General features: G+C 34.4%; 21 protein-coding genes and 1 pseudogene. 11 read left to right on the top strand and 11 right to left on the bottom strand.

The genetic code is table 11. From position 1 onward, the window contains the following. Window positions 1-248: 248 nt before the first annotated feature. From MK119_RS09130 to MK119_RS09120, 4 genes and pseudogenes are all read right to left on the bottom strand, one after another. Window positions 249-842 carry a hypothetical protein gene (locus MK119_RS09130; protein WP_290677286.1) on the bottom strand — a complete coding sequence of 198 codons (594 nt, stop codon included), beginning with the start codon at window positions 840-842 and terminating at the stop codon, window positions 249-251. Window positions 843-851: 9 nt separating this feature from the next. Next, entirely contained in the window at window positions 852-1406 is a 555-nt protein-coding gene (locus MK119_RS09125) for a YceI family protein (protein WP_290677284.1), read from the bottom strand. Window positions 1407-1640: 234 nt separating this feature from the next. After that, a pseudogene (locus MK119_RS24270) lies at window positions 1641-1709 on the bottom strand (hypothetical protein); the annotation flags it as partial. Between the two features lie 38 nt (window positions 1710-1747). After that, window positions 1748-2377 (bottom strand): two-component regulator propeller domain-containing protein, encoded by a 630-nt coding sequence (locus MK119_RS09120; protein WP_290677281.1) that lies wholly within the window; start codon window positions 2375-2377, stop codon window positions 1748-1750. A 127-nt stretch (window positions 2378-2504) separates the two neighbouring features. Between MK119_RS09120 and MK119_RS09115 the strand changes: the two genes are divergently transcribed. Further along, window positions 2505-3374 carry a winged helix-turn-helix domain-containing protein gene (locus MK119_RS09115; RefSeq protein ID WP_290677278.1) on the top strand — a complete coding sequence of 290 codons (870 nt, stop codon included), beginning with the start codon at window positions 2505-2507 and terminating at the stop codon, window positions 3372-3374. Window positions 3375-3580: 206 nt separating this feature from the next. On the opposite strand, the gene MK119_RS09110 is transcribed toward MK119_RS09115, so the two are convergent. The 4 genes from MK119_RS09110 to MK119_RS09095 form a co-directional block, all read right to left on the bottom strand. Beyond that, entirely contained in the window at window positions 3581-4897 is a 1317-nt protein-coding gene (locus tag MK119_RS09110; protein ID WP_290677276.1) for a TolC family protein, read from the bottom strand. Window positions 4898-4907: 10 nt separating this feature from the next. Continuing rightward, on the bottom strand, window positions 4908-8171 hold the full coding sequence (locus MK119_RS09105) for an efflux RND transporter permease subunit (protein WP_290677273.1): 3264 nt from the start codon (window positions 8169-8171) through the stop codon (window positions 4908-4910). A gap of 3 nt (window positions 8172-8174) precedes the next feature. Next, window positions 8175-9335: an HlyD family efflux transporter periplasmic adaptor subunit gene (locus MK119_RS09100; protein ID WP_290677270.1), complete on the bottom strand. Its 1161-nt coding sequence runs from the start codon at window positions 9333-9335 to the stop codon at window positions 8175-8177. A 528-nt stretch (window positions 9336-9863) separates the two neighbouring features. Then, window positions 9864-10460 (bottom strand): riboflavin synthase, encoded by a 597-nt coding sequence (locus MK119_RS09095; protein ID WP_290677267.1) that lies wholly within the window; start codon window positions 10458-10460, stop codon window positions 9864-9866. A 58-nt stretch (window positions 10461-10518) separates the two neighbouring features. Here MK119_RS09095 and pdxA point away from each other — a divergent pair, with 58 nt between their 5' ends. From pdxA to MK119_RS09060, 7 genes are all read left to right on the top strand, one after another. Continuing rightward, window positions 10519-11565, top strand: coding sequence for a 4-hydroxythreonine-4-phosphate dehydrogenase PdxA (gene pdxA, locus MK119_RS09090; protein WP_290677264.1), 1047 nt, complete (start codon window positions 10519-10521; stop codon window positions 11563-11565). 74 nt (window positions 11566-11639) lie between these two features. Continuing rightward, complete coding sequence (locus MK119_RS09085) at window positions 11640-12179, top strand: DUF177 domain-containing protein (protein WP_290677261.1); 540 nt, start codon at window positions 11640-11642, stop codon at window positions 12177-12179. 8 nt (window positions 12180-12187) lie between these two features. Continuing rightward, window positions 12188-12388: a 50S ribosomal protein L32 gene (gene rpmF, locus MK119_RS09080; RefSeq protein ID WP_290677258.1), complete on the top strand. Its 201-nt coding sequence runs from the start codon at window positions 12188-12190 to the stop codon at window positions 12386-12388. Window positions 12389-12564: 176 nt separating this feature from the next. After that, on the top strand, window positions 12565-13563 hold the full coding sequence (locus MK119_RS09075; RefSeq protein ID WP_290677253.1) for a beta-ketoacyl-ACP synthase III: 999 nt from the start codon (window positions 12565-12567) through the stop codon (window positions 13561-13563). Between the two features lie 20 nt (window positions 13564-13583). Beyond that, window positions 13584-14084, top strand: coding sequence for an acetyl-CoA carboxylase biotin carboxyl carrier protein (gene accB / locus MK119_RS09070; RefSeq protein ID WP_290677251.1), 501 nt, complete (start codon window positions 13584-13586; stop codon window positions 14082-14084). A gap of 88 nt (window positions 14085-14172) precedes the next feature. After that, window positions 14173-15522, top strand: coding sequence for an acetyl-CoA carboxylase biotin carboxylase subunit (accC, locus tag MK119_RS09065; protein WP_290677249.1), 1350 nt, complete (start codon window positions 14173-14175; stop codon window positions 15520-15522). Between the two features lie 464 nt (window positions 15523-15986). After that, window positions 15987-16799 (top strand): hypothetical protein, encoded by an 813-nt coding sequence (locus tag MK119_RS09060; RefSeq protein WP_290677247.1) that lies wholly within the window; start codon window positions 15987-15989, stop codon window positions 16797-16799. Window positions 16800-16910: 111 nt separating this feature from the next. Here the strand turns inward: MK119_RS09060 and MK119_RS09055 are convergent, their stop codons facing one another. Together MK119_RS09055 and MK119_RS09050 are read right to left on the bottom strand one after the other, a co-directional pair. Then, window positions 16911-17468, bottom strand: coding sequence for a YbhB/YbcL family Raf kinase inhibitor-like protein (locus MK119_RS09055; protein ID WP_290677245.1), 558 nt, complete (start codon window positions 17466-17468; stop codon window positions 16911-16913). 88 nt (window positions 17469-17556) lie between these two features. Then, window positions 17557-18399 (bottom strand): AraC family transcriptional regulator, encoded by an 843-nt coding sequence (locus tag MK119_RS09050; protein ID WP_290677243.1) that lies wholly within the window; start codon window positions 18397-18399, stop codon window positions 17557-17559. Window positions 18400-18511: 112 nt separating this feature from the next. Between MK119_RS09050 and MK119_RS09045 the strand changes: the two genes are divergently transcribed. From MK119_RS09045 to MK119_RS09035, 3 genes are all read left to right on the top strand, one after another. After that, complete coding sequence (locus MK119_RS09045) at window positions 18512-19624, top strand: FAD-dependent oxidoreductase (protein WP_290677241.1); 1113 nt, start codon at window positions 18512-18514, stop codon at window positions 19622-19624. After that, a complete protein-coding gene (locus tag MK119_RS09040; RefSeq protein WP_290677239.1) occupies window positions 19621-20070 on the top strand; it encodes a 3-oxoacyl-ACP synthase in 450 nt (149 codons plus the stop codon). The genes MK119_RS09045 and MK119_RS09040 overlap by 4 nt, the downstream gene beginning before the upstream one ends. A 161-nt stretch (window positions 20071-20231) precedes the next feature. Next, window positions 20232-20543, top strand: coding sequence for a hypothetical protein (locus MK119_RS09035; RefSeq protein ID WP_290677235.1), 312 nt, complete (start codon window positions 20232-20234; stop codon window positions 20541-20543). 331 nt (window positions 20544-20874) lie between these two features. Here MK119_RS09035 and MK119_RS09030 read toward each other — a convergent pair whose 3' ends face one another. Next, on the bottom strand, window positions 20875-22080 hold the full coding sequence (locus tag MK119_RS09030; protein ID WP_290677233.1) for a glycosyltransferase: 1206 nt from the start codon (window positions 22078-22080) through the stop codon (window positions 20875-20877). Window positions 22081-22238 lie beyond the last annotated feature (158 nt).

Raw genomic sequence — 22238 nt, 5'->3', positions numbered from 1 at the left:
TACTATCAAAAAGATGGTAGATACTTTAAAATGAAACCTGTTTTTAATAGTGATTTGGATGAGTTAGATGCACAATTGGCTGCTTACGAAAGCATGAAATAGTAGGCTCCTAAATATAAAAACTAACAAACTATGAGAAAGAACGAGTGCTAAAAGCTAGCTAATTGTTCATAATTAGCATAGTAATTAATTGTTGGTTCTTTGGCAAAAACCTTTCCATAATCGGAAAGGTTTTTTTAATATCAATTTTAGTGGTTACAAGGTTTTTCTTTTAGTTTAACCGTATGTAATTCGTCCCAAGTAGCATGTCCAAATTCTTTCGGAGAAAAATGGAATAAAACCATTGATTTTTTCTCTTTTGTACAGTTGTATTGCAGTACGGTACAATTTAATGTAATGATATCTTTGGTATGAAACGAATCGTATAACTGTATTTTTCCAACAAAATGATTCGCGTCTGTATTGGTTTCCTTTTTCAAAAATAGTGCTATGGTTTTAGGTACAACCTTGTCTTTATCTTTGTTGACAGTAGTCATTAAACCATCAAAATAGTATTGCATATATAGTTCTAGTTGCTTCGTGGAAAGCATTTCTGTGAGCTCTATATTCCATAGAAATGCATAGGTCCAAAACGTATCGTCTCCTTTTGTTGACCAACCTTTGGCAAAACGTACTTCTTCGATACCTTTTAACGGAATTTGAGGTGCAAAACCTATAGGCATTGGAATAATTTCTTCCCGCCAAGAATCATCAAAAGTGACCAAAGCTCTTTTGTAATCTTCTTTTTGTCCAAATACTGAGATTGCACAAAAAAATGTGAGTAGTAATAGTATCTTTTTCATGGAGGTAAATTACAAACTTATTTTTACTTCAAAACCAATAGCATCAGAAATTGCGCTGTCTTTTATAGTGCTGTTATAGGTAATTCCCCAACGTGTACGATCAATTTTAAACTTCGTAGTCATTGTTTTTTCTTCAAAGTTTACCGTTGCCTGAAATTTTATAGGTTTTATGATGCCTTTAATTTTCAAATTGGCTTCTGCTTCAAAATGTGTAGGATCATGATAGGTAACTTTGGTGATAACTAAGCTCGCTTTTGGATACTTTTTTACATCAAAAAAATCAGGATCTTTTAAATGTGCTGTCAGATTTTTGTTGCCTTCTGCTTCCATATCGGTAGCCATAATCGTGTTGAGATCAATCACAAAACGACCACTGGTAATCATGTCTCCTGTTTTTATAAAATAGCCTTCTTGAAAATTTACATATCCGTAATGACCATTAAAATAAAAACTGTAATCGCAAGACCATTTTATTTCACTTTTAGAAGTATTGATGGTGAGTTGTTCTTGTGCATTTAGGTTTGTTATCGCTAAAAAAACGATGTAAATCAGTGTTTTTTTCATTTGTCTAAAAATTTAATTGATGTTCATTTTTTGATTGTTTGTATGTTGTTATTTCCAAGGGCCATTTAACGTTACATTTATTACTTTTCCTTGTTTGTCCATTTTGTATGATCCACCTGAGCATCCTAGCCAAATATTTCCTTTTGTATCTTTTATTAAGCTCATTGTAGTCTTTGGAACATTATAGTTTACGAACTCATTGTTTGCATATGTATAAATACCATTGCTGATTGTACTAATCCATAATCTGCTTGAATTGTCTTTGTAAATTGCATAAACATCACTTTTGTTAACTCCATTTATTGTAGGAAAGTGAATAAATTTTTTGCCATCATATTTGTTTAAACCACCGTTACCAATTCGTTTATCAGGATTACATTGTCTTTTTCTGCTACTCTCGTTCCTATCCAGATATTTCCTTCTGCATCTTCCACAATTGATTGGACATTATTAGAGTTCAACCCTTCTTTTTTTGTAAAATGTGTAAATGAGTGTCCATCAAATTTACTGGCGCCGTAAGCGTCTCTTCCAAACCAAATATTCCCTTCAGCATCTTCTGTGATTTCGGTTATCCAATTTTTGGTATCTGGGTTTATTTTCGTACTTATTTTTGGGTATGGAATGGAAAATTCTTCAAACTGAGTTCCATTAAACGTGCAGACTCCTCCCCAAGTACCAATCCAAAAAATTCCTTTACTATCCATATATAAATTACTGATCATATTACTACAGAGTCCATCTTTTTCGGAATAGTTTGAAAACGTTTTTCCGTCATATTTTGATAAACTTGCACCAGTTCCAAACCATAAATTTCCTTTTGAATCTTGAAACGTATTAACCACATATTGTCCAATTTGTAAAGCTTTGTTTTGTTCAGTAGTATTTTCACTATAAATGGTTTTAGCCTTCTTCTCTTGAGAGTTACAAGAAATAGTTATAATCATTAATACTATTAAAAGTTTTCTTTTCATTTTTTTGATTGTTTTTGATTTCAAGCGTAAAACTAGATTGGAGGCGTGCTAAAAAGTGTCAAAAAAGTGTAAAAGAAGTGTCAACAGTTGTAAAAAGTCACGAAATTGTATGTTATTTACAGCTGTTATGAATAAAAAGAGAATCTATAGTTACAGATTTTTGATAGTTAGTGTGTTAGGTATTTGGTTGTTTTCAACACTAGATACCAACCAAACCGCATTTTCAGAAAAAGTAAAAATTGCACTGCGCGATGTGGGTAATAAGTTGTTATTGTCTGAAAAAGATTCCACTTCGTTAATTTTACCTGTAAGAGAAATCAGTGCTGCAAAATATGAGCTTTCCTTTCAAAGTCACTTAACGTTTGAGCCAAACGCCATGGTTTCTATCATAGAAGATAGTTTTGTACGAGCAGAATTACCCAAAGAATATCTAGTAGAAGTCTTGCAATGTGCCGACGAGGAAGTGGCGTATAGTTATGAAATACGAAAACAAGAAGAGAATACACTTATTCCTTGCAGAGGAAGATATTTGCCAAAGAATTGCTATAGAGTTCAAGTGCGATTTACGTCTAAAAACAAGGGTGTTTTTACCGTGTCAACTATTTTGTATGGACTTGTGTTGCTTATTTTTATTTGGTTGGAATTCTTTTTCTTTCGAAATAAAAAAGTAAACGAAACTCCGCAAGAAACTCAAGAACATTTTGCAACCATTGGAAGCTTTCATTTTTATCCTACCCAAAATAAACTGGTCAAACAAGCAACGGAGATCAACCTTTCTAAAAAAGAATGTGAGTTATTACAGATTTTTGCTGCAAACCTAAATCAAGTCGTTACCCGTGATGAATTGACGAAAAAAGTATGGGAAGATAACGGCGTTATTGTAGGAAGAAGCTTAGACACGTACATTTCCAAACTTCGTAAAAAACTAAAAGAAGACGAAAGGATTAAACTCACCAATGTGCATGGTGTTGGGTATAAGTTGGAACTTGTGGATTAGACTTGGCTTTGCCTTTTAGATTGTTAGACTTCTTAGATTTTTATAGCGAAAGAAGTGAAGCTACTTGCACTTTAAGAAGCAGATTGCTTCGTCGTGAACTCCTCGCAAAGACGTATCAAACATAAACAAATAAACAAAAAGTCTAAAAGCGAAGCGATCTAATATCTAAAAGGCGAAGCCGAGTCTAACAGTGAAGCGTATCTAAATCAAAATTTCACATTCAACAAATCACCACTTAATTGTAAAACGACCAACTCTGCCAATTTTGCGTTGTATTTTGCCTGGTTTCTGCTGAGTTCTGCATTTAATAAGTTTAACTGTGCTTGTCGGAATTCAATGGAGTTGACTTGTCCTATTTTGAACTTTTCTTTGGTACGATTAAAGTTGTTTTGAGCCGTTTTAATGTTTTCTTCCTGTAATTGGTAGATTAAGACTTTATTTTGATAATCGTCCCACGCATTATTGAAGTTGCGTTCCAAATCGATTAAAATTTGCTCTTTTTGCAATTGCTGATTTTCCAAAGCAATCTTAGCGTTTTTTACACGCGTTATGGTACTTCCGCCATCAAATAGATTCCAAGTTAAATTAATGCCACCAGAAAGTCCTGTGTTGGTAGAAACAGCCACAAACGATGCTGCATTATTATTGTTTCGATTCCAACCGTAACTTCCTGTTAAACCAACCGTTGGTAAATATTGCGAACGATTCGATTTTACATCCAATGTGCTAATGTCAATATTTTTATTTGCTTGTAATAAAGACACATTGTTTGCTTGTGTTTTGTTCCACAAATCTTCTTTATCCAATTGAAACAGACAAGAAATATTCGTGACTACTGTAAACTCTTGTGTCAATTTATTTCCTAAAATCACATTCAAATCGCGCTTAGCGTTGATGAGTTGTTGCTCCGTATTTACAATATTGATGCTGTCATTATTGATATCAACTTCTGCATTTAAAACATCTAGTTTTGTGTTTTGGCCGTATTCAAATTGATATTCAGAACGCACCAAACGTTCTTTAGAAATTTCAAATGTTTCCTTAATTGCATCTGTATTTTCAGAAAGTTGCGCTACTGAATAATACACAGAAAATAGTTGCAATAAAGTGTTTTCAATCGTTTCTCGGGCTTGTAACTCCGATAATTGATATTGTTCTTTAAGTCGCTTATAATTATACAATCTGCCCAAACCATCAAATAAGACATAGTTGAGGTTTACAGCAGCATTATAACGTGAACTTTCAGCACCATTTAAAACTGTAGTATTTCCATTAGAAAATTCGGCTTCAGTATTGTCTAAATTAAAAGTTGCGCCAGCATTTCCTGTCACAGTTGGCAAATACCCTGTGTTTAAAACACTGGTGTTATTCTCAGCAACTTTTACGGTATTATTGGCAATCTGAATTCCATAGTTATGTTCTAAGGTAAGTTTAATGGCGTTATCTGGTGTCAATACTTCTTGTGCATTCATGTATATTCCGAAGAAAACTACTATGCATGTGATATAAATTCTGTGGTGCATTTGCTTCGTTTTAATCTTTAAAAACTTCAAAGGTTTCTATGCTTGGTAATTGTTTTGGTTGCGTTGCTTCTAAAAGTTGATTTTCATGTTGTTTTTCTCGAACAACACGTTCTACTTCTTCTTTGGTAATACTTTTATTGTAATACAACCATTTTCCTGTTTTCTTTACAGAGTTACTGAACGATAAGAAAATAGGCAGCACAATTAAAGTTAATACTGTGGCAAAACCAATTCCGTAGGCGATAGATATTGCCATTGGAATTAAGAATTGTGCTTGTCGGCTAGGCTCAAAAATTAATGGAGCCAAACCTGCAACGGTTGTAATGGAGGTTAAGAAAATAGCTCTAAAACGTGCACGACCTGCTTGATACAAGGCATCATCAAACGACATTCCTTCAAGCAAGTTGTTATTGAATTTTCCAATCAAGACGAGTCCATCATTGACCATAATTCCGATCAAAGCAATAATTCCTAACATGGATAAAATATTTACTGGAAAGTCATGAAAATAATGTCCCCAAGCCACGGCTGGTAAACTCAACGGAATGAGTAATAGTAATAATAATGGCTGACTGTAACTTCTAAACGTAAACGCGATGACAATATAAATTAAAATCAACACCGTTAAACCTACAGGGCCTAGGGAATCCATCAGTTTATTACGCTCTCTGTTTTGTCCTTCGTACGATGGTGTTACGGTTGGATATCTGGATAATATCTCAGGCATAATCTCGTCTTTGAGTTCTGCCATAATATCTGTTGAACTTGTCTTTTTGGTGTCTTTAATATCTGCTGAAACTTGAATTTCGCGACGACCTTCCAAGTGATTGATGGCAACTTCTCCACGTTCAATGCTGTAACTCGCAATTTCTTTTAAAGGCACACGTTGTCCACTTGGTGTAATGATACGCATATTGTCCAAATCATTGATAGAAGAACGATTCGGTCTGTCATAACGAACCCAAACTCTAATTTCATCTTGTCCGCGTTGAAAACGTTGTGCTTGTGCTCCAAAAAATGCCGAGCGCACTTGTGTCATGACCGTTCGTAAATTCAGGCCTAAAGCATACGCACTTTCGTTAAGTTGCATACGTATTTCTTTGATTCCTGCCGGATCTGTATCGACAACATCCTTTAATGCAGGGTTATTTTTGAGAACTTCTTTGAGTTCTGTTTTTACAGCTTTTAATTCTGCAATATTATTTCCTAGTAAAGAAACGGAGACAGGAAGTCCACCAAAATTTCCATTACTTCCATATACTAAACTTTCAATGCCTATAATATCGCCAACAGCCTCTTTGATACGATTGGAAACTATTGGAGCTGTAATTTCATTTGGACGTTCTTCTCCTGGCAATAAATAGACTTCTAATCTAGCTCTAGCAGAACCTGGACCTATGGTGCGAATCATATTTTCTACCAGATATTTTTGGGCATCTTCGCCAAGGTATTCATTATGAATTTCTTTGGTAACTAGTTTCGCTTTGTCCTCTATAAATGAAATAATACTATCTGTTACTTTTTCATTTGTTCCATTCGGCATGTTGAGCGTAATAGTTACTTTATCACTTGCAATTCTTGGAAAAAATGCATCTCTAATAATTCCTCCCATAAAACTAGCTTGTGTTAAAATTAAAAACACAATGAAGAAAGAAAAGGTTAAGAATTTGTGTCTTAGTGAAAATCGCAATGCAGGACTGTAAACTTTATCACGCAACCAAGTCATAATAGCATCACCAAACGTATTGATATAACGTAGTTTTGAAAATAGTCGCGGTAGTAGTCCTTTAGGTTCTTTATTTTGTGCACGTAAAGCTTTGGAATGTGCTAAATGCGCAGGTAAAATAATCAATGCTTCTACCAAAGATACAATGAGTGTCAGCATTACAACAACGGAAACCTCACCAAAAAAGTCGCCAATTCGACCATCTAAAAACAGAAATATACTAAAGGCTAGTATAGTGGTGAAAATTGCAGAAAGAATTGCGGGTAATACTTCCATAACACCATCAATAGCAGCATCCTCTGGCGATTTTCCTTTTTCGTATTGTTGATAGATATTTTCTGCGATCACAATTCCATCATCTACTAAAATACCAATAACGATAATCATCCCAAAAAGAGACAATACATTGATAGTAATGTTAAAATATCCAGCAAACATAAACATTCCCAAAAAAGCAACAGGTAAGCCAAATGCTACCCAAAATGCCAAACGTGTATTAAGGAATAAAGATAAAAACGCGAGTACGAGGATCATTCCAATAAAAGCATTCCAAGCAAGTAAATCGGTACGTTGTACCAGAGTTTTAGATCTGTCATCTACGACATCTAGTCGAACATTGTCATATTTTTGATTGAATTCTTCAATGTACTTTTTTGTTTTATCTGCGGAAGAAATTAAATCTTCAGTATTTGTACTTGTGATACTAACGTTGATAGAAAGATTTCCATCAAAATAACTAGCATTGGGAGTTTCAGAAAACTGATCACGAACAGTAGCAACATCTTTTAAACGAATAATTCGTCCAGTAGCATCTGATTTTACAACCAAATTAGACAATTCATCTGCATAATACGAGCGAGCATTGGCACGAATAAGATATTCTTCGGCACTTGTTTTTATAGTTCCACCAGTAGTAATTAAACTAGCTTGATTGATAGCGTTAGAAACTTCTGTAAATGATAAATTGTACGCCAACAAACTCGTTTCATTGATAGCAATTTCTATTTCCTCATCCGGATATCCTGTAATATTAATTTGTGAAATACCATCAATACCACGCAAATCGTTTTCAACTTGTCTGCCTATTTGTTTTAAAGTGACTAGCGGAATTCCATCGCCACTTACGGCAAAAGATATAGTTTCACGGACAGCTTCTCGCTTGGAAACAACCAAGGGTTCCATACCTGTTGGAAACGATGGCACACGATCTACAGCATTTTTGATTTCTAGTAGCATAAAATCAATATCGCGTCCTTTTTCAATCTCAACATTGATAATACCACTGTTTTCATTTGAAGTTGAAGTAACACGTTCTACACCACTTAACCCTTTTAGATTGTCTTCAATTTTTAGTACAATTCCTTCTTCAATTTCTTGCGGGGAAGCACCAGGATAGGTAACATTAATGGTCACATTTTTAGAAGCAACCAAAGGGAAAAAAGAAGAATTTAAGGTGTATGCTCCGTAAATTCCAAAAATCACAAAAAAAGCAATGACGATATTTACCGCAACACTATGCTTAATAAAGTAAGCTATTATTTTTCTCATGACTTACTTTACTTTTTTAGATTCTGTAGCAGTTGTATTTGTATCTTTTGACTTTTCAGAAGTTAACGGTTTTACCAACATTCCTGCGTAGGCTCCAGGAACTGATTTTGATAAGATGACCGTTCCATTAGGAATATTTTTTATAACGGCTTTGTTGTCAGAGAAATAAACAGGATTTACTTGTATCACATCTAGTACACTGTCTCTCACCACAAATACTTCATTATTATCAAGCACTAAGTTTCGATCTATTTCAATAGCATTTTTTTCTTCTTTCGCATTTAGGTTTGCTGCTAAATACATACCTTCTTTTAGTTTCTCATCTTTTACATCAATATAAGCAGTAATGGTTTGTGTAGTAGCGTCAATACTTCCGTTGACACGAGAAACTACACCTGAGAATTTTTCGGTATTTTCTAAATTGTTTAATACTACTTTTTCACCAACTTTTAGCAGGCTTGCATACTGTTTGCTTAATGCAACTTCCATTTCGTATTCGGAATCATCGATGAAAGCACCTAATTTTTGTCCGTTACGAATCAATGAACCTTCAGTAACTAATGCTTCCGTTAAAATTCCAGAAAAAGGAGCACTAATTGTATACTTTGATAAACGTTGTTCTAAGTTTTTTACGTTGTAATAATTGGTTACAATACTACGCCCTGTAATGAAGTACTTTTCTTTTTCAGAAGTCATTTCAGGTAGTTTCGGTGTTGTTTTATTTAAATCGAAACTAGAAAGATATTGTTGCCATTTTGGATAAATATCTGGAAAATCCAATCGCAAATCGGGCATAATGGCTGCAATTGAGTTGTACAAATTACTTTTAGACGATTGCACATTGGCATAATATTCTGCGGCATCAATGCGGATGAGTGTTTCTCCTTGTCGATATTTTTGTCCGGGTTTAAATAGTTTTCTGTTTGTTTTGAAAATCCCTTGTACTTCAGCATACAATTCTACACGTCTTTTGGCTACGAGGTTTCCGTTAGCAGAAATGATAATGGGAATATTGCTGTTTTGAACAGTATTAGTATAGACTGTTTTAACTACTTTTTTGGGAATAGGTTTCTTTTTCTGTTTACTACTAATTATAATGTTTCCAAAAAAGAATGCTCCAATAATAAGTAGTACTCCAAGAATCGAAAGTATAATATTTCGCATCTGGCGAGGTTATTTAGATGGTTAATTTGCAAATTTATCTATAACTTTACTTTCAGACTCTTAAAAAAAACTTAATAAAATTTAGAATCTATCAGAATGTATTTCAATAAGATAAGTTGTATAACGAGGATTCCTTGTGAAAATATGTGCTGTATATCTATTTTTTTATTGTATTTTAGGCGCAAATAAGAGTAGTTAGTTTGTGGGGATTGAAAAAAAATCCTAGTGAAAATCTTAGTTCGACGCCTTTTTTTGTCATTTCATAGATTATTTTGCAATGATATAACATAAAATATTTTGTCATACCCTATAATTTTATACTTTTACACCGTTATGGCAAAATTAAATCAAAAGACCCTGTTGTGTTTTGTTATACTAGCAATTGCTTTTTTAACACCAACACACGCCCAAATCGTACCTCCGCCACCTGGACCACCGCCTCCACCGGGATTCCCGATAGATGCCGGTTTAGTAGGTGTGCTAGCCGCTGGATTATTGTATGGTATACGGAAAAAAGTGAAAAAGTAATTACTTCGACAGCCCCTGAAGTCTTGCAACGTATTTCCCTATAACATCAAATTCCAAATTTACAATTGAGCCGACTTTCAAATATTGAAAGACTGTATGGCTATATGTGTATGGAATAATTGCAACAGAAAAAGCATTTCTCTCTGAATTTACAACCGTCAAACTTGTACCATTTACTGTAATAGACCCTTTTTCAATAGTAATATTGTGTAGAGAAGGATCGTATTCAAAAGTATAATACAAACTCCCGTCACTTTCTTTAACAGCTGTACAAGTTGCAATTTGATCTACATGTCCTTGCACAATATGTCCGTCCAAACGATCACCTAATTTCATAGCACGTTCTAAATTGACACGATCATTCACTTGCCAAGTACCTACATTGGTTTTATCTAAAGTTTCTTGAATAGCGGTAACTACATAAGTGTTTTCTTGAAGATTTCTATCAACAACCGTCAAACAAACACCGTTGTGAGCTACACTTTGATCAATTTTTAATTCGCTTGTTAAACTGCTTTGAACAGTTATATGGAGGTTTTCTTTTTCGCGCTCCAAATGTGTAATCACACCTAATTCTTCAATAATCCCTGTAAACATGTATTAATTTCGTTAAATTTGCATGTAAAATTAAGAAATAAAAGTCTGAAATACGTAGATGAAGAAAGAGGAAAAAATAAAAGTAGGAATTTCGGTTGGTGACTTAAATGGTATCGGAACAGAGGTAATTTTGAAGACCTTCAAAGATAATAGGATGTTAGAATTGTGTACGCCAGTTATTTTTGGATCCACTAAAATTTTATCATTTCAAAAAAAACATTTCAATATACATACAAACTTTCATGGTGTTCCTAATGCTGAGAAAGTACAGCACGGAAAAATAAATGTGGTAAACATCTCTAAAGATCCTGTAACTATTGAATATGGAAAATCATCGGAAGCAGTAGGAAAGTTTGCTATAAAATCATTCACAGAAGCAACCAATGCATTGAAAGATGGAATGATTGATGTTTTGGTCACTGCTCCTATTAATAAACATAATGTACAGTCGGAAGAGTTTACTTTCCCAGGTCATACAGATTATTTAGGAGAAACTTTAGAAGGTGATAGCTTAATGTTAATGGTCAACGATTCACTTCGAGTCGGATTGCTGACAGACCATGTTGCGGTGAAAGATGTTTCGGCAGCCATTACGCCAGAACTGATTGAAAAGAAAGTAAGCATTATATACAATACTTTAAAACAGGATTTTGGAGTAAGTAAACCAAAAATTGCAGTATTGGGCATCAATCCACATGTGGGAGACAATGGTGTTATTGGTGTAGAAGATGATGAGGTGTTAAAACCAACTTTGGAAAAAATTAAAAATGAAGGCAAACTTGTTTTTGGACCGTATGCAGCCGATAGTTTCTTTGCGTCGAGCAATTACAAAAACTTTGATGCTATCTTAGCAGCATATCACGATCAAGGATTGATTCCGTTTAAAACCTTATCGTTTGGTCAAGGTGTTAATTTTACTGCCGGACTTAATAAAGTGCGTACTTCGCCAGATCATGGAACTGCTTATGAAATTGCAGGAAAAAACAAAGCTGATCACAACTCATTCAAAGAGGCAGTATTCACTGGAATACAGATTTTTAGAAATAGAAATTTATATACAGAGATTGCTGAAAACCCCTTAAAAAAGCAGCCAAGTAAGATATAAAAAAAAAAATGTTAACAACCTACTGTTGATTAAGAAAAATTTATATCTTTGCACGCTCGAAACTGATGTTTAAGATGATGGTACTAAAGGACTTTACAATTCCTTTTATAGGATTAAAAGAAGGAAAACACCAGTTTGATTATCAAATTGATAATACGTTCTTTGAACTTTTTGAATATGACGAATTCAATGAAGCTGCTGTAAAAGCAACATTAGAATTTTACAAAAAAGCAACAATGCTCGAATTGACATTCAATGCTTTGGGTACAGTAAACGTACATTGTGATGTAACTAATGAACCTTTTGAGCAGCCAGTTGAAGGAAATTTAAACTTGATTGTAAAGTTTGGACATGAGTACAACGATGAAAATGAAGAAATTTTAATTGTTCCCCATGGAGAATATGAAATCAATGTTGCACAATACATATATGAAATGATAGTGTTGGCAGTTCCTTCTAAAAGAATTCATCCTGGTATTGAAGATGGAACATTAAAATCTGAAATACTCGAAAAGCTAGAAGAATTACAACCTGGTACAGAAAAAAAAGAAACTGAAGAGGAAATTGATCCTCGTTGGAATACATTAAAAAAACTATTAACGGATAATAAATAACATAGAAAATGGCACATCCTAAGAGAAAAATCTCGAAAACAAGAAGAGATAAGAGAAGAACTCATTATAAAGCAACTGTTCCTCAAATTGCTACGTGCCCAACTACTGGTGAAGCACACTTATATCACAGAGCTCACTGGCACGAAGGAAAATTATATTATAGAGGAAAAGTATTGATTGACAATACTACTGAAGAAAACTTAGCATAACACACAGATGTTTAGTCATAAAAGCTCTCACTTTCGTGAGAGTTTTTTATTTATGCATTTTTTTTGTAAAAAATGTAAAAACGACATATTTTGCCGAGATTATCAGAGAATTTTAGTAATTTCGATTAATTTTTAATGAATTTTTGTTAAAAATCACAAAAAACCAACGTTAAGGTATGACCAAAATTACAGCAGCAATAACAGCTGTAGGAGCATATGTTCCTGATTATGTATTAACCAACCAGATACTTGAAACAATGGTTGATACTAATGATGAGTGGATCACCACAAGAACAGGTATCAAAGAACGCAGAATTCTTAAAGAAGAAGGAGCGGGATCTTCATATATGGCTATCAAAGCCGCACAAGATCTTCTTGCAAAGAAAAACCTAGACCCCAAAGAGATTGACATGGTTATTGTAGCAACTGCTACTCCTGACATGCCAGTAGCATCTACTGCCGTATATACTGCCAGTAAAATTGGTGCTACCAACGCATTTGCATTCGATTTACAAGCAGCCTGCTCTAGTTTCTTGTATGGAATGTCCGCGGCAGCGAGCTATGTACAATCTGGAAAATACAAAAAAGTATTGCTTATTGGGTCAGATAAAATGTCTTCAATCATCGATTATGAAGATAGAGCTACATGCATTATCTTTGGAGATGGCGCAGGAGCTGTTCTTTTTGAACCAAATGAAGAAGGACTAGGATTGCAAGACGAATACCTAAGAAGCGACGGGATTGGACGAGAATACCTAAAAATTGATGCTGGTGGATCTATCTTACCAACATCTGAAGAAACTGTAAAAAATAAACAACATACCGTATTTCAAGACGGAAAAACCGTTTTCAAATTCGCAGTATCTAACATGGCAGACGTAAGTGCTAAAATCATGGAAGATAATAATCTGACGAAAGAAGACGTTCAATGGTTGGTGCCACACCAAGCCAATAAACGTATCATTGATGCCACTGCAAGGCGTATGGGCGTAGATGAAAGCAAGGTTATGATGAACATTCAGCGTTACGGAAATACAACTTCTGGAACGTTACCTCTATGTTTACATGACTATGAAAAACAACTCAAAAAAGGAGATAACCTTATTTTTGCTGCTTTTGGTGGCGGATTTACTTGGGGAGCTATCTACCTTAAATGGGCATATAATTCTAACTAGAAACGACTAAAACCTATCTCATGGATTTAAAAGAAATTCAAAGCTTAATTAAATTCGTAGCCAAATCTGGAGCAAGTGAAGTAAAACTTGAAATGGAAGATGTAAAGATTACCATCAAAACTGGAAGCGGCGATTCAAAAGGCGAAATGACCACTGTGGTGCAACAAATTCCAATGGCTGGAATCCCGCAACCAGCACCAGCACCAGCAGTTCCTGTAGCTGTACAACCTGCAGCACCAGCAGCAACTGAAGCACCAGCACCAGCAAACGACGATTCAAAATATGTTACTATAAAATCACCAATTATTGGTACATTCTACAGAAAACCTTCTCCAGACAAACCTGCTTTTGTTGAGGTTGGAGATTCTGTTTCTGAAGGAAGTGTACTATGTGTGATTGAAGCAATGAAACTTTTCAACGAAATTGAATCTGAAGTTTCAGGAAAAATAGTGAAAGTCTTAGTAGATGACTCTTCACCTGTAGAATTTGATCAACCATTATTCTTGGTAGACCCATCCTAAGAAATTTTAAATAAAACTTGAAGTACATTCCATTTGTGCCACTTAAAAAAGTTACAAATTTTAATTTCAACATTTAAAATTTCAAAAGATGTTTAAAAAAATATTAGTTGCCAATAGAGGTGAAATAGCGCTTAGAGTTATTAGAACCTGTAAAGAAATGGGTATCAAAACAGTTGCTGTATATTCAAAAGCAGATGTTGATAGCCTACATGTACGTTTTGCTGATGAAGCTGTTTGTATTGGACCAGCGCCAAGTAGCGAATCGTACTTAAAAATGTCAAACATTATTGCAGCTGCAGAAATTACAAATGCAGACGCAATTCACCCAGGATACGGTTTCTTATCTGAAAATGCAAAGTTCTCCAAAATTTGTGAAGAACACGATATTAAATTCATCGGAGCAAGTGAAGAAATGATTTCCAAAATGGGAGATAAAGCTACTGCAAAAGCTACTATGAAAGCTGCAGGTGTTCCTTGTGTTCCTGGAAGTGATGGAATTATTGCTGATTTTGCTGAATGTGAAAAAATAGCAGTAGAAACAGGATATCCTGTCATGTTAAAAGCTACTGCCGGCGGTGGTGGAAAAGGAATGCGTGCTGTATGGAAACCAGAAGACTTAAGAGATGCATGGGATTCTGCGCGACAAGAATCGAAAGCTGCTTTTGGAAATGACGATATGTACATGGAAAAACTTATTGAAGAGCCAAGACACATCGAAATTCAAGTAGTTGGAGACTCTTCAGGGAAAGCATGTCATTTGTCTGAACGTGATTGTTCTGTACAACGTCGTCACCAAAAATTAACAGAGGAAGTGCCTTCACCATTTATGACGGACGATTTGCGTACGCGCATGGGAGAAGCTGCTGTAAAAGCTGCCGAATTTATTAGCTATGAAGGAGCTGGAACAGTTGAATTCTTAGTAGATAAGCACAGAAACTTCTATTTCATGGAAATGAATACGCGTATTCAGGTAGAACACCCAATTACAGAACAAGTAATTGATTTCGATTTGATTCGTGAGCAAATTTTAGTAGCAGCAGGTGTGCCAATTTCTGGTAAAAACTATACACCAAACTTACACTCTATAGAATGTAGAATCAATGCAGAAGATCCATATAATAACTTTAGACCTTCTCCAGGAAAAATTACAGTATTACACGCACCAGGTGGACACGGAGTTCGTTTAGATACGCATGTATATGCAGGATATGCAATTCCGCCAAACTACGATTCTATGATTGCAAAGTTGATTACAACTGCGCAAACACGTGAAGAAGCAATTAACAAGATGAAACGTGCTTTAGATGAGTTCGTAATTGAAGGAATTAAAACAACAATTCCTTTCCACAGACAATTAATGGATCATCCTGATTATGTAGCAGGAAACTATACAACAAAATTCATGGAAGACTTTGAAATGGAACCCGAAGCGGAATAATTTCAATGAATCTTAGATATATAAAAAAGCTCCTTGTAACAAGGAGCTTTTTTTATACTGTATGTTAAGGGCTTACTCTTTTTTTAAAACATGAAAACACGTTGTATTTCTTACTTCTTTCACGTAATCATTCGTTATTTATAAATGCAGACCAGCATCTACAGTGTTTAGAAGGGTAAAAAATTACATTTATCCGCAGAAATTAAAATTTTACCTATAAACCCAAATATAAAAAAAATGAAATTGAAATTATTTTTAGTAGTGCTCCTCACATCATTTGTATTTACAAATGCGTATGCACAAAAAATCAATGTAAATGAATACAATAAACTTATTAAAAAAGAAAATATGCAGGAGCTCTTGATTATACAAAAGACAGAAATTTTCCAACGGACAATTATTGGTTTTCTAAGTGGGCAACTTAGTTTTCCACGTTTGCATTAGATAAAAATTTTACTGATGATATGTATAATACCATTGTAAAACTGGCTAATTATAGTTATGCAAATATAGATTATCCAGATAGAGCTTTTAGTAGTGTAGGATTCTGTTACATAACAAAAGCACTTCATCTTATTCGGATTGAAGATTTTGAAGAAGCTGAAACTGCTTTCAAAGATTCATGGGCAAAAGTAGAAAAATTCAAAACTGAGAAAAACATCAATCCAGAATATATCAATAAAATTAATGGGCAAATGGCGTATAGTTTTTATTCAGAACTTGAATCCTATAAACTATATAAGAAATTCAAAACTATGGATGTAAATAGTTTGCCGTATTCGGAGCAAGAACTGTATGAATCAAAAGGGCATATCCAATCGATTAGCGATAACTATAATAAGCCCAAAAAACCACACCAATATTCTAGTAGTAGTACCAGTCATAGTGTAGATGTGGCAAACAAAAAACTTGCAAGAGTTTCTCTTACACATTATCAAACATCTCGAAAATTAGAGGAATTCTTTTTCAATATGACAAGTGAAAATAAAAAGAAATATTTCGCGGATATAAACGTGCATCATCTTTTTGGTAATGGCTTTCTTACCAAAGAGCAAGTAGCTCAAAACAATGAAAAAAGAAAACAAGACTTAATAAAAAAATATGGCAAAAAGTTTGGGGAGTCAATTTTTAAAGGGAAAATAATGATCGGAATGACCCAAAAAATGTTGGAAGATGAATTTAATGCTCCAAGAGCAAAAGATTCATTTTCAGAGTGTAATGAATATTGGACATGGTCAAAATTGATGGTCGCCATTGACAAAAAACCAAAAAAGTAACAAGTATAACAAAGCTTATATAATTATTCTAAAAACAATATGAAAGCACAGTAGAGATTTTTTTAGTTTCTCTACTGTGCTGTTATAAAATCATTGTTTTTGATACCAATCTTATTGCTTCTCTCGCTGATAATACGCTACAATACTTGCTTTTGCTAAGGTATTATTCCAAAGGTAATATCCTACAACCGCAGCATTCGTATCTTTTGTTAAACCAAGCGAATCTGTTTTTAAAGCATATACGGTAATGATATATTGATGCAATCCGTGACCTTCTGGCGGACATGGACCACCATAACCAGCACTTCCATAATCGGTAATACTTTGAATACTTCCTTTTGGTGCTAAATTCAAGGAAATGTTTCCAGCTTTGGTAACCAATTCATTCACATTTGCTGGAATATCAAAAACTATCCAATGCCACCATCCGCTTCCAGTTGGTGCATCTGGATCGTACATGGTAATAGCAAAACTCTTGGTGCCATCAGGAGCGTTTTTCCATGATAACTGTGGCGATGCGTTGTTTCCAGTACAACCAAAACCACTAAACTCTTGTGCTTTGGTAGCTTGTCCTCCTAAATCTGTACTCGTTAATGTAAATGTATTTTGTCCGAAAGTTGCTGTAGTAATCAATACGAACAGTACTAAAAAAGCATTTATTTTCTTCATAATTGAGATGTTTTTAATGATGCTACAAAGCTATCTCAACAACAATCCATATAGAAAATAATATAGTTCAAAAAGTAGTGCTAAAAGCTCAATCTTGGATTTGATATTGTTTTGGAGTCACACCAAATTTGGTTTTAAACGCATGTACGAAGTTGGATAAGTTCTCATAACCAATCTTTTCAAAAATATCAGAAGGTCGCTTCGTTTCGTTCTTCAACAGAAAAGCTGCATGTTCCAAGCGCTGATTTTGAAACCACTTGCTCGGCGATTCCTGAAAGTGCTTTTCAAAGGCTCGTTTAAAGCTAGAAACACTCATATTTGCTAAAAAAGCAAGTTCTTTTAAAGATAACTTATTCAATTTGTTACTTTCTACCACATTGATAAAATGACTTGTTTGATCATTTTTAGCCGCAGTTAAAAACCCAAAAAAATCAGCGCCTTTGGTAGCGACTAAATACAATAAAATTTCTTCAAGTTTCACTTGTAAAAGCTGTTGTTGAACTTTTAAAGGAAGTTGTTGAATGTCTTCTAAACTTTTGACAAACGACCTCACAAAACCATCATATTTACAAGCTTTTGCAGCCGTAGTTGCAGCGAAATGTTTCTTAGGAATTTGATGTTTTTCTATAAATTGAAACAATGCGTCATCCGAAAAAAACAATAATATGCTCTTATAAAAATTATTGGTAGCTGATAAATTCTCCGTCATCAAGCAATGTCCAGATTTCATAATTAAAAAAGCATCATTTGTAATAGCAATAGGTTGATGACTTGTAGAAACCGTCTTAAATCCTTCTTGCAAAAAGCTAAAAGCATTTTTGGTCAAATCAATTTTGCTATTCAACTGCGACGTTGTCGATTCATACAAAAACAACTGAATCGGACTCTTCGTTTCAGGAGTTAAATAATCAGGCAACGTAAAAATGTTCATATAAATTACTTTCTATCGGTACAAAAATACGATCTTGATAGTATTTTTCAAGTTAGAATAGAAACTATTGAAAACCTTTAGTTATATTCGAATCAAAATGAATATATCCAAGATGAATTTAAGTTATTGGGAATATAAATCGTGGTTAACGAATATCGATTTCACTGTTGTGGGAAGTGGCATTGTAGGACTGAATTGTGCCTTGCAACTTCGCAAGCAATATCCAACGGCAAAAATTGTCATTCTAGAAAAAGGAATTTTACCGCAAGGAGCAAGTACAAAAAATGCTGGATTTGCCTGTTTTGGGAGCCTTTCAGAGATTCTAGACGATCTAAATACACATTCGGAAGAAGAAGTGGTCAATTTGGTTAAAAGACGCTGTAATGGCTTGCAATTGCTTCGTGAAACGTTGGGCGACGCAACGATTGATTATCAAGCCTTGGGCGGATATGAATTGTTTACGGAAGAAGATACGGAATTGTATGAAACTTGCTTGCTTAAAAAAGACCAAATAAATCAGCTGTTGTTTCCTGTTTTTAAAGAAAATGTATTTAGTGAAGTTTCCAATACATTTCAGTTTGAACGAATTCAATCGAACTATATTTTTAATCAGTTTGAAGGACAAATCGATACAGGAAAAATGATGCAGGCTTTAGTGCAGAAAGTGTTATCTAGCAATATTCAGATTTTAAATTCGGTTTTGGTAGAAGGTTTCTCGGAGACTGGAAATGCAGTACAGATTAGGACAAATCATTTTGATTTTTATACAAATAAATTGCTCATTGCTACCAATGGTTTTGCATCACAATTGTTAGATGAAAAAGTAAAACCTGCACGCGCACAAGTATTGATTACAGAACCCATTCCAGATTTACACATCAAAGGAACATTTCATTTAGACAAAGGATATTATTACTTCAGAAATATTGACAATCGCATTCTATTCGGTGGCGGACGAAACTTAGATTTTAAAGGAGAAGAAACTACAGAACTCCTGCAAACCGAGTTGATTCAGCAAAAATTAGAGGAGCTTTTAAAAACAGTCATTTTGCCAAACACAACATTTGCAATAGCACATCGTTGGAGCGGAATCATGGGTGTTGGTTCGCAGAAAAAAGCGATTGTAAAACCACTGTCAAACAATATATACTGTGGTGTTCGCTTGGGCGGAATGGGCGTTGCGATTGGAAGTTTGGTAGGAAAAGAATTAGCAGATTTGGTATGACAGTAAAAGAAACATTATACAAAGCATGTTTAGACATGGTAAATGATCGCCAAGTCAAGATTCAAGAACGTTTTGCTGGCATTCAGGAAGCTATGTTATTGGAAACCAAAAGCTCAGCAGGCGACAAACACGAAACAGGCAGAGCCATGTTGCAGTTGGAACGAGAAAAGTTGGGAAATCAATTGGCAGAAATTCAGAAAGTCAAAGAAATTCTGCTAAAAGTAAATCAAACAGCTGAGGTTTCACAAGGTTGTTTGGGAAGTATCATTTATACATCACAGACCAATTATTTCATTTCAGTGAGCGTTGGAGAAATTACCGCCAATACTGAAAAATTCTATGCGATTGCTACCAATACGCCGATTGGAAAACTGCTTCTTGGGAAAAAAGTTGGTGATGAAATCGCTTTTAGAAATCAGTCGTTTGTGATTGAGAAGGTTGTTTAGAAGCACTTCGACTTCGCTTAGTTTTCGGAAATTTCATTAAGAGGAAGTAATCTGCTTCAAAAGTTACAGATAGCTTCCTGCTGTTTATTGTGATGTGTTTTTATGATAAACTTTAAAGAAGTCTAAAAATATTTATCTTTTACATTTAAAATAAAAAGAACATGAGTTATGTAATGGTTGACATAGAATCTGATGGACCAATTCCAGGTGATTATTCTATGATTTGTTTTGGAGCCGTTTTGGTCGATGAAAAACTCGATAGAACGTTTTATGGTCAACTAAAACCAATTTCTGAACGGTTTGATCCAACCGCGTTGTCTATTTCTGGTTTTTCTCGTGATGACACCTTAACATTTGACGATCCAACAACGGTGATGACCAATTTTAAAACGTGGATTCAAGAAAATTCAAAAGGAAGACCTATTTTTATTAGTGATAACAATGGTTTTGATAGGATGTTTATTTGCTGGTAATTTCATCATTTTATTGGCGAAAATCCGTTTGGGTATTCTTCTCGAAGACTTTCCGATCTGTATTGCGGACTGGAAAAAGACACCTTTGCTAAATGGAAACACTTACGTAAAACTGCGCATACACACAATCCAGTTGATGACGCCATGGGAAATGCAGAAGTGTTATTATTAATGAAAAAGGAAATGGATTTAAAAATTAGCTTGAAATAAATTTTTTTAATGTGATATTTTGAAAATCCAACATAAAAATTGAATGAGAGTAAATCTAAAAAAGTGATCGAAAAATCGCTATTTTTTAACCAGCAAAAAGTTTAAATTCTTTGTGTTGTACTCACACAACTAAACTTTCAATATTATTACTCTTCTTTGCTATAATTCTTTCAAATAGTTTTATGTACATATCTGTAATGAGTTCCATAGGAAATGCAGTAGCAGCCTTATAGTTTGTTTTTCCAAGTGAAATTCTATACGCGTCGTTGGTTACAATAGCTTCAATGGCATTTGCCAAACTATCTACATTTGCAGCTTCAAAGAATTCACCTCTATAACCTTCATCTTTTACCAACAATGCTAAGTCACCTAAATCTGGCATCACAACTGCTTTTCCGTAGCTTCCAGCTTGGTGCAATACGCCCGAACTTCCTGTGGTTGCTGTGTATGGAAAAACAACAACAGCACTTTCGTTGAATATAGTTGCTACGTCTTCCTCTGCTACATAGCCTGTAAAAGTCAATTGAGGAACATGCTTGTATTGTTTTTGTGCATTTGCTAAATAACCAGGCACATTCGGATTATCAGTTCCTGCAATGACAATTTCTAAATCGAGTCCAGAAGTTTTACGAACTTTCTCCACAGCTTCTATCATAGTTTCTATTTTTTTATATGTTCCAAACTTTCCAAATGCCATCACTTTTAAAGGACCATCAGGCAATTCAAAAGATGGTTTTTGGGCAATTTCAAAAGTTCCATGCGGAATCATTGTTACATTATTTGCCAGGTATTTTTTCTCTAAAATGTTTACATATTTTTGCATTGTTACAGCCACTCTATCTGCCTTTAAAATCAATTTTGTTAGACTAGTTCCAATGAAATTATATACTTTTTGTAATAATTTATTAGAGGTAAAACCTGCGCTTTTTAAATCTACTTCTTCCAGAATATTGTGTAGTAAAACAATGTTTGGAATTCCTTTAATTTTACAAACTAGTGGAAGCATCAATCCTAAAGCAGCCGCTACTTTTTTATCACCAAACTTCATAAACTGTAAGTTGAATAATACGGCATCAGGTTTGGTTTGATTGATGGCTTTGGTTACAGAGAAAATATTTTTGTAACTGTTGAATTTCCAGCATTCTTTCACGGTAACTTTGCAACCAGCTTCAGCGAAATTCAAATCCTTTGCTTCTGGAGTTGCATCGGTTAGCAAAACGATTTCTGTAATATTTTCTTTTTGACGAAAACTTTTCACTAAGTGATAAGCGTATTCGTTTAAGGTTACTTTGCTTGGCGGATATGCGGTTATGATTGCTAACTTCATGACATCTAGTTTTCTAATTATATTACAAATGTGCATGTTCTAAGTCTGAAAAATAGACGACTTGTGCCGAAATGCGAATATATTTCGATGAAAGGAAAGAGCCTTTAGATTTGGTTTATGGTATTAATTTGAGAAAGTAATAGTACTCTTATGATACG

Source organism: Kordia sp., from assembly GCF_022447245.1.
In the GTDB taxonomy this organism is placed as follows: Bacteria; Bacteroidota; Bacteroidia; order Flavobacteriales; family Flavobacteriaceae; genus Kordia.
Note: the sequence above shows the minus strand (reverse complement) of the source record. Positions and strands in the feature narration are given on the sequence as shown.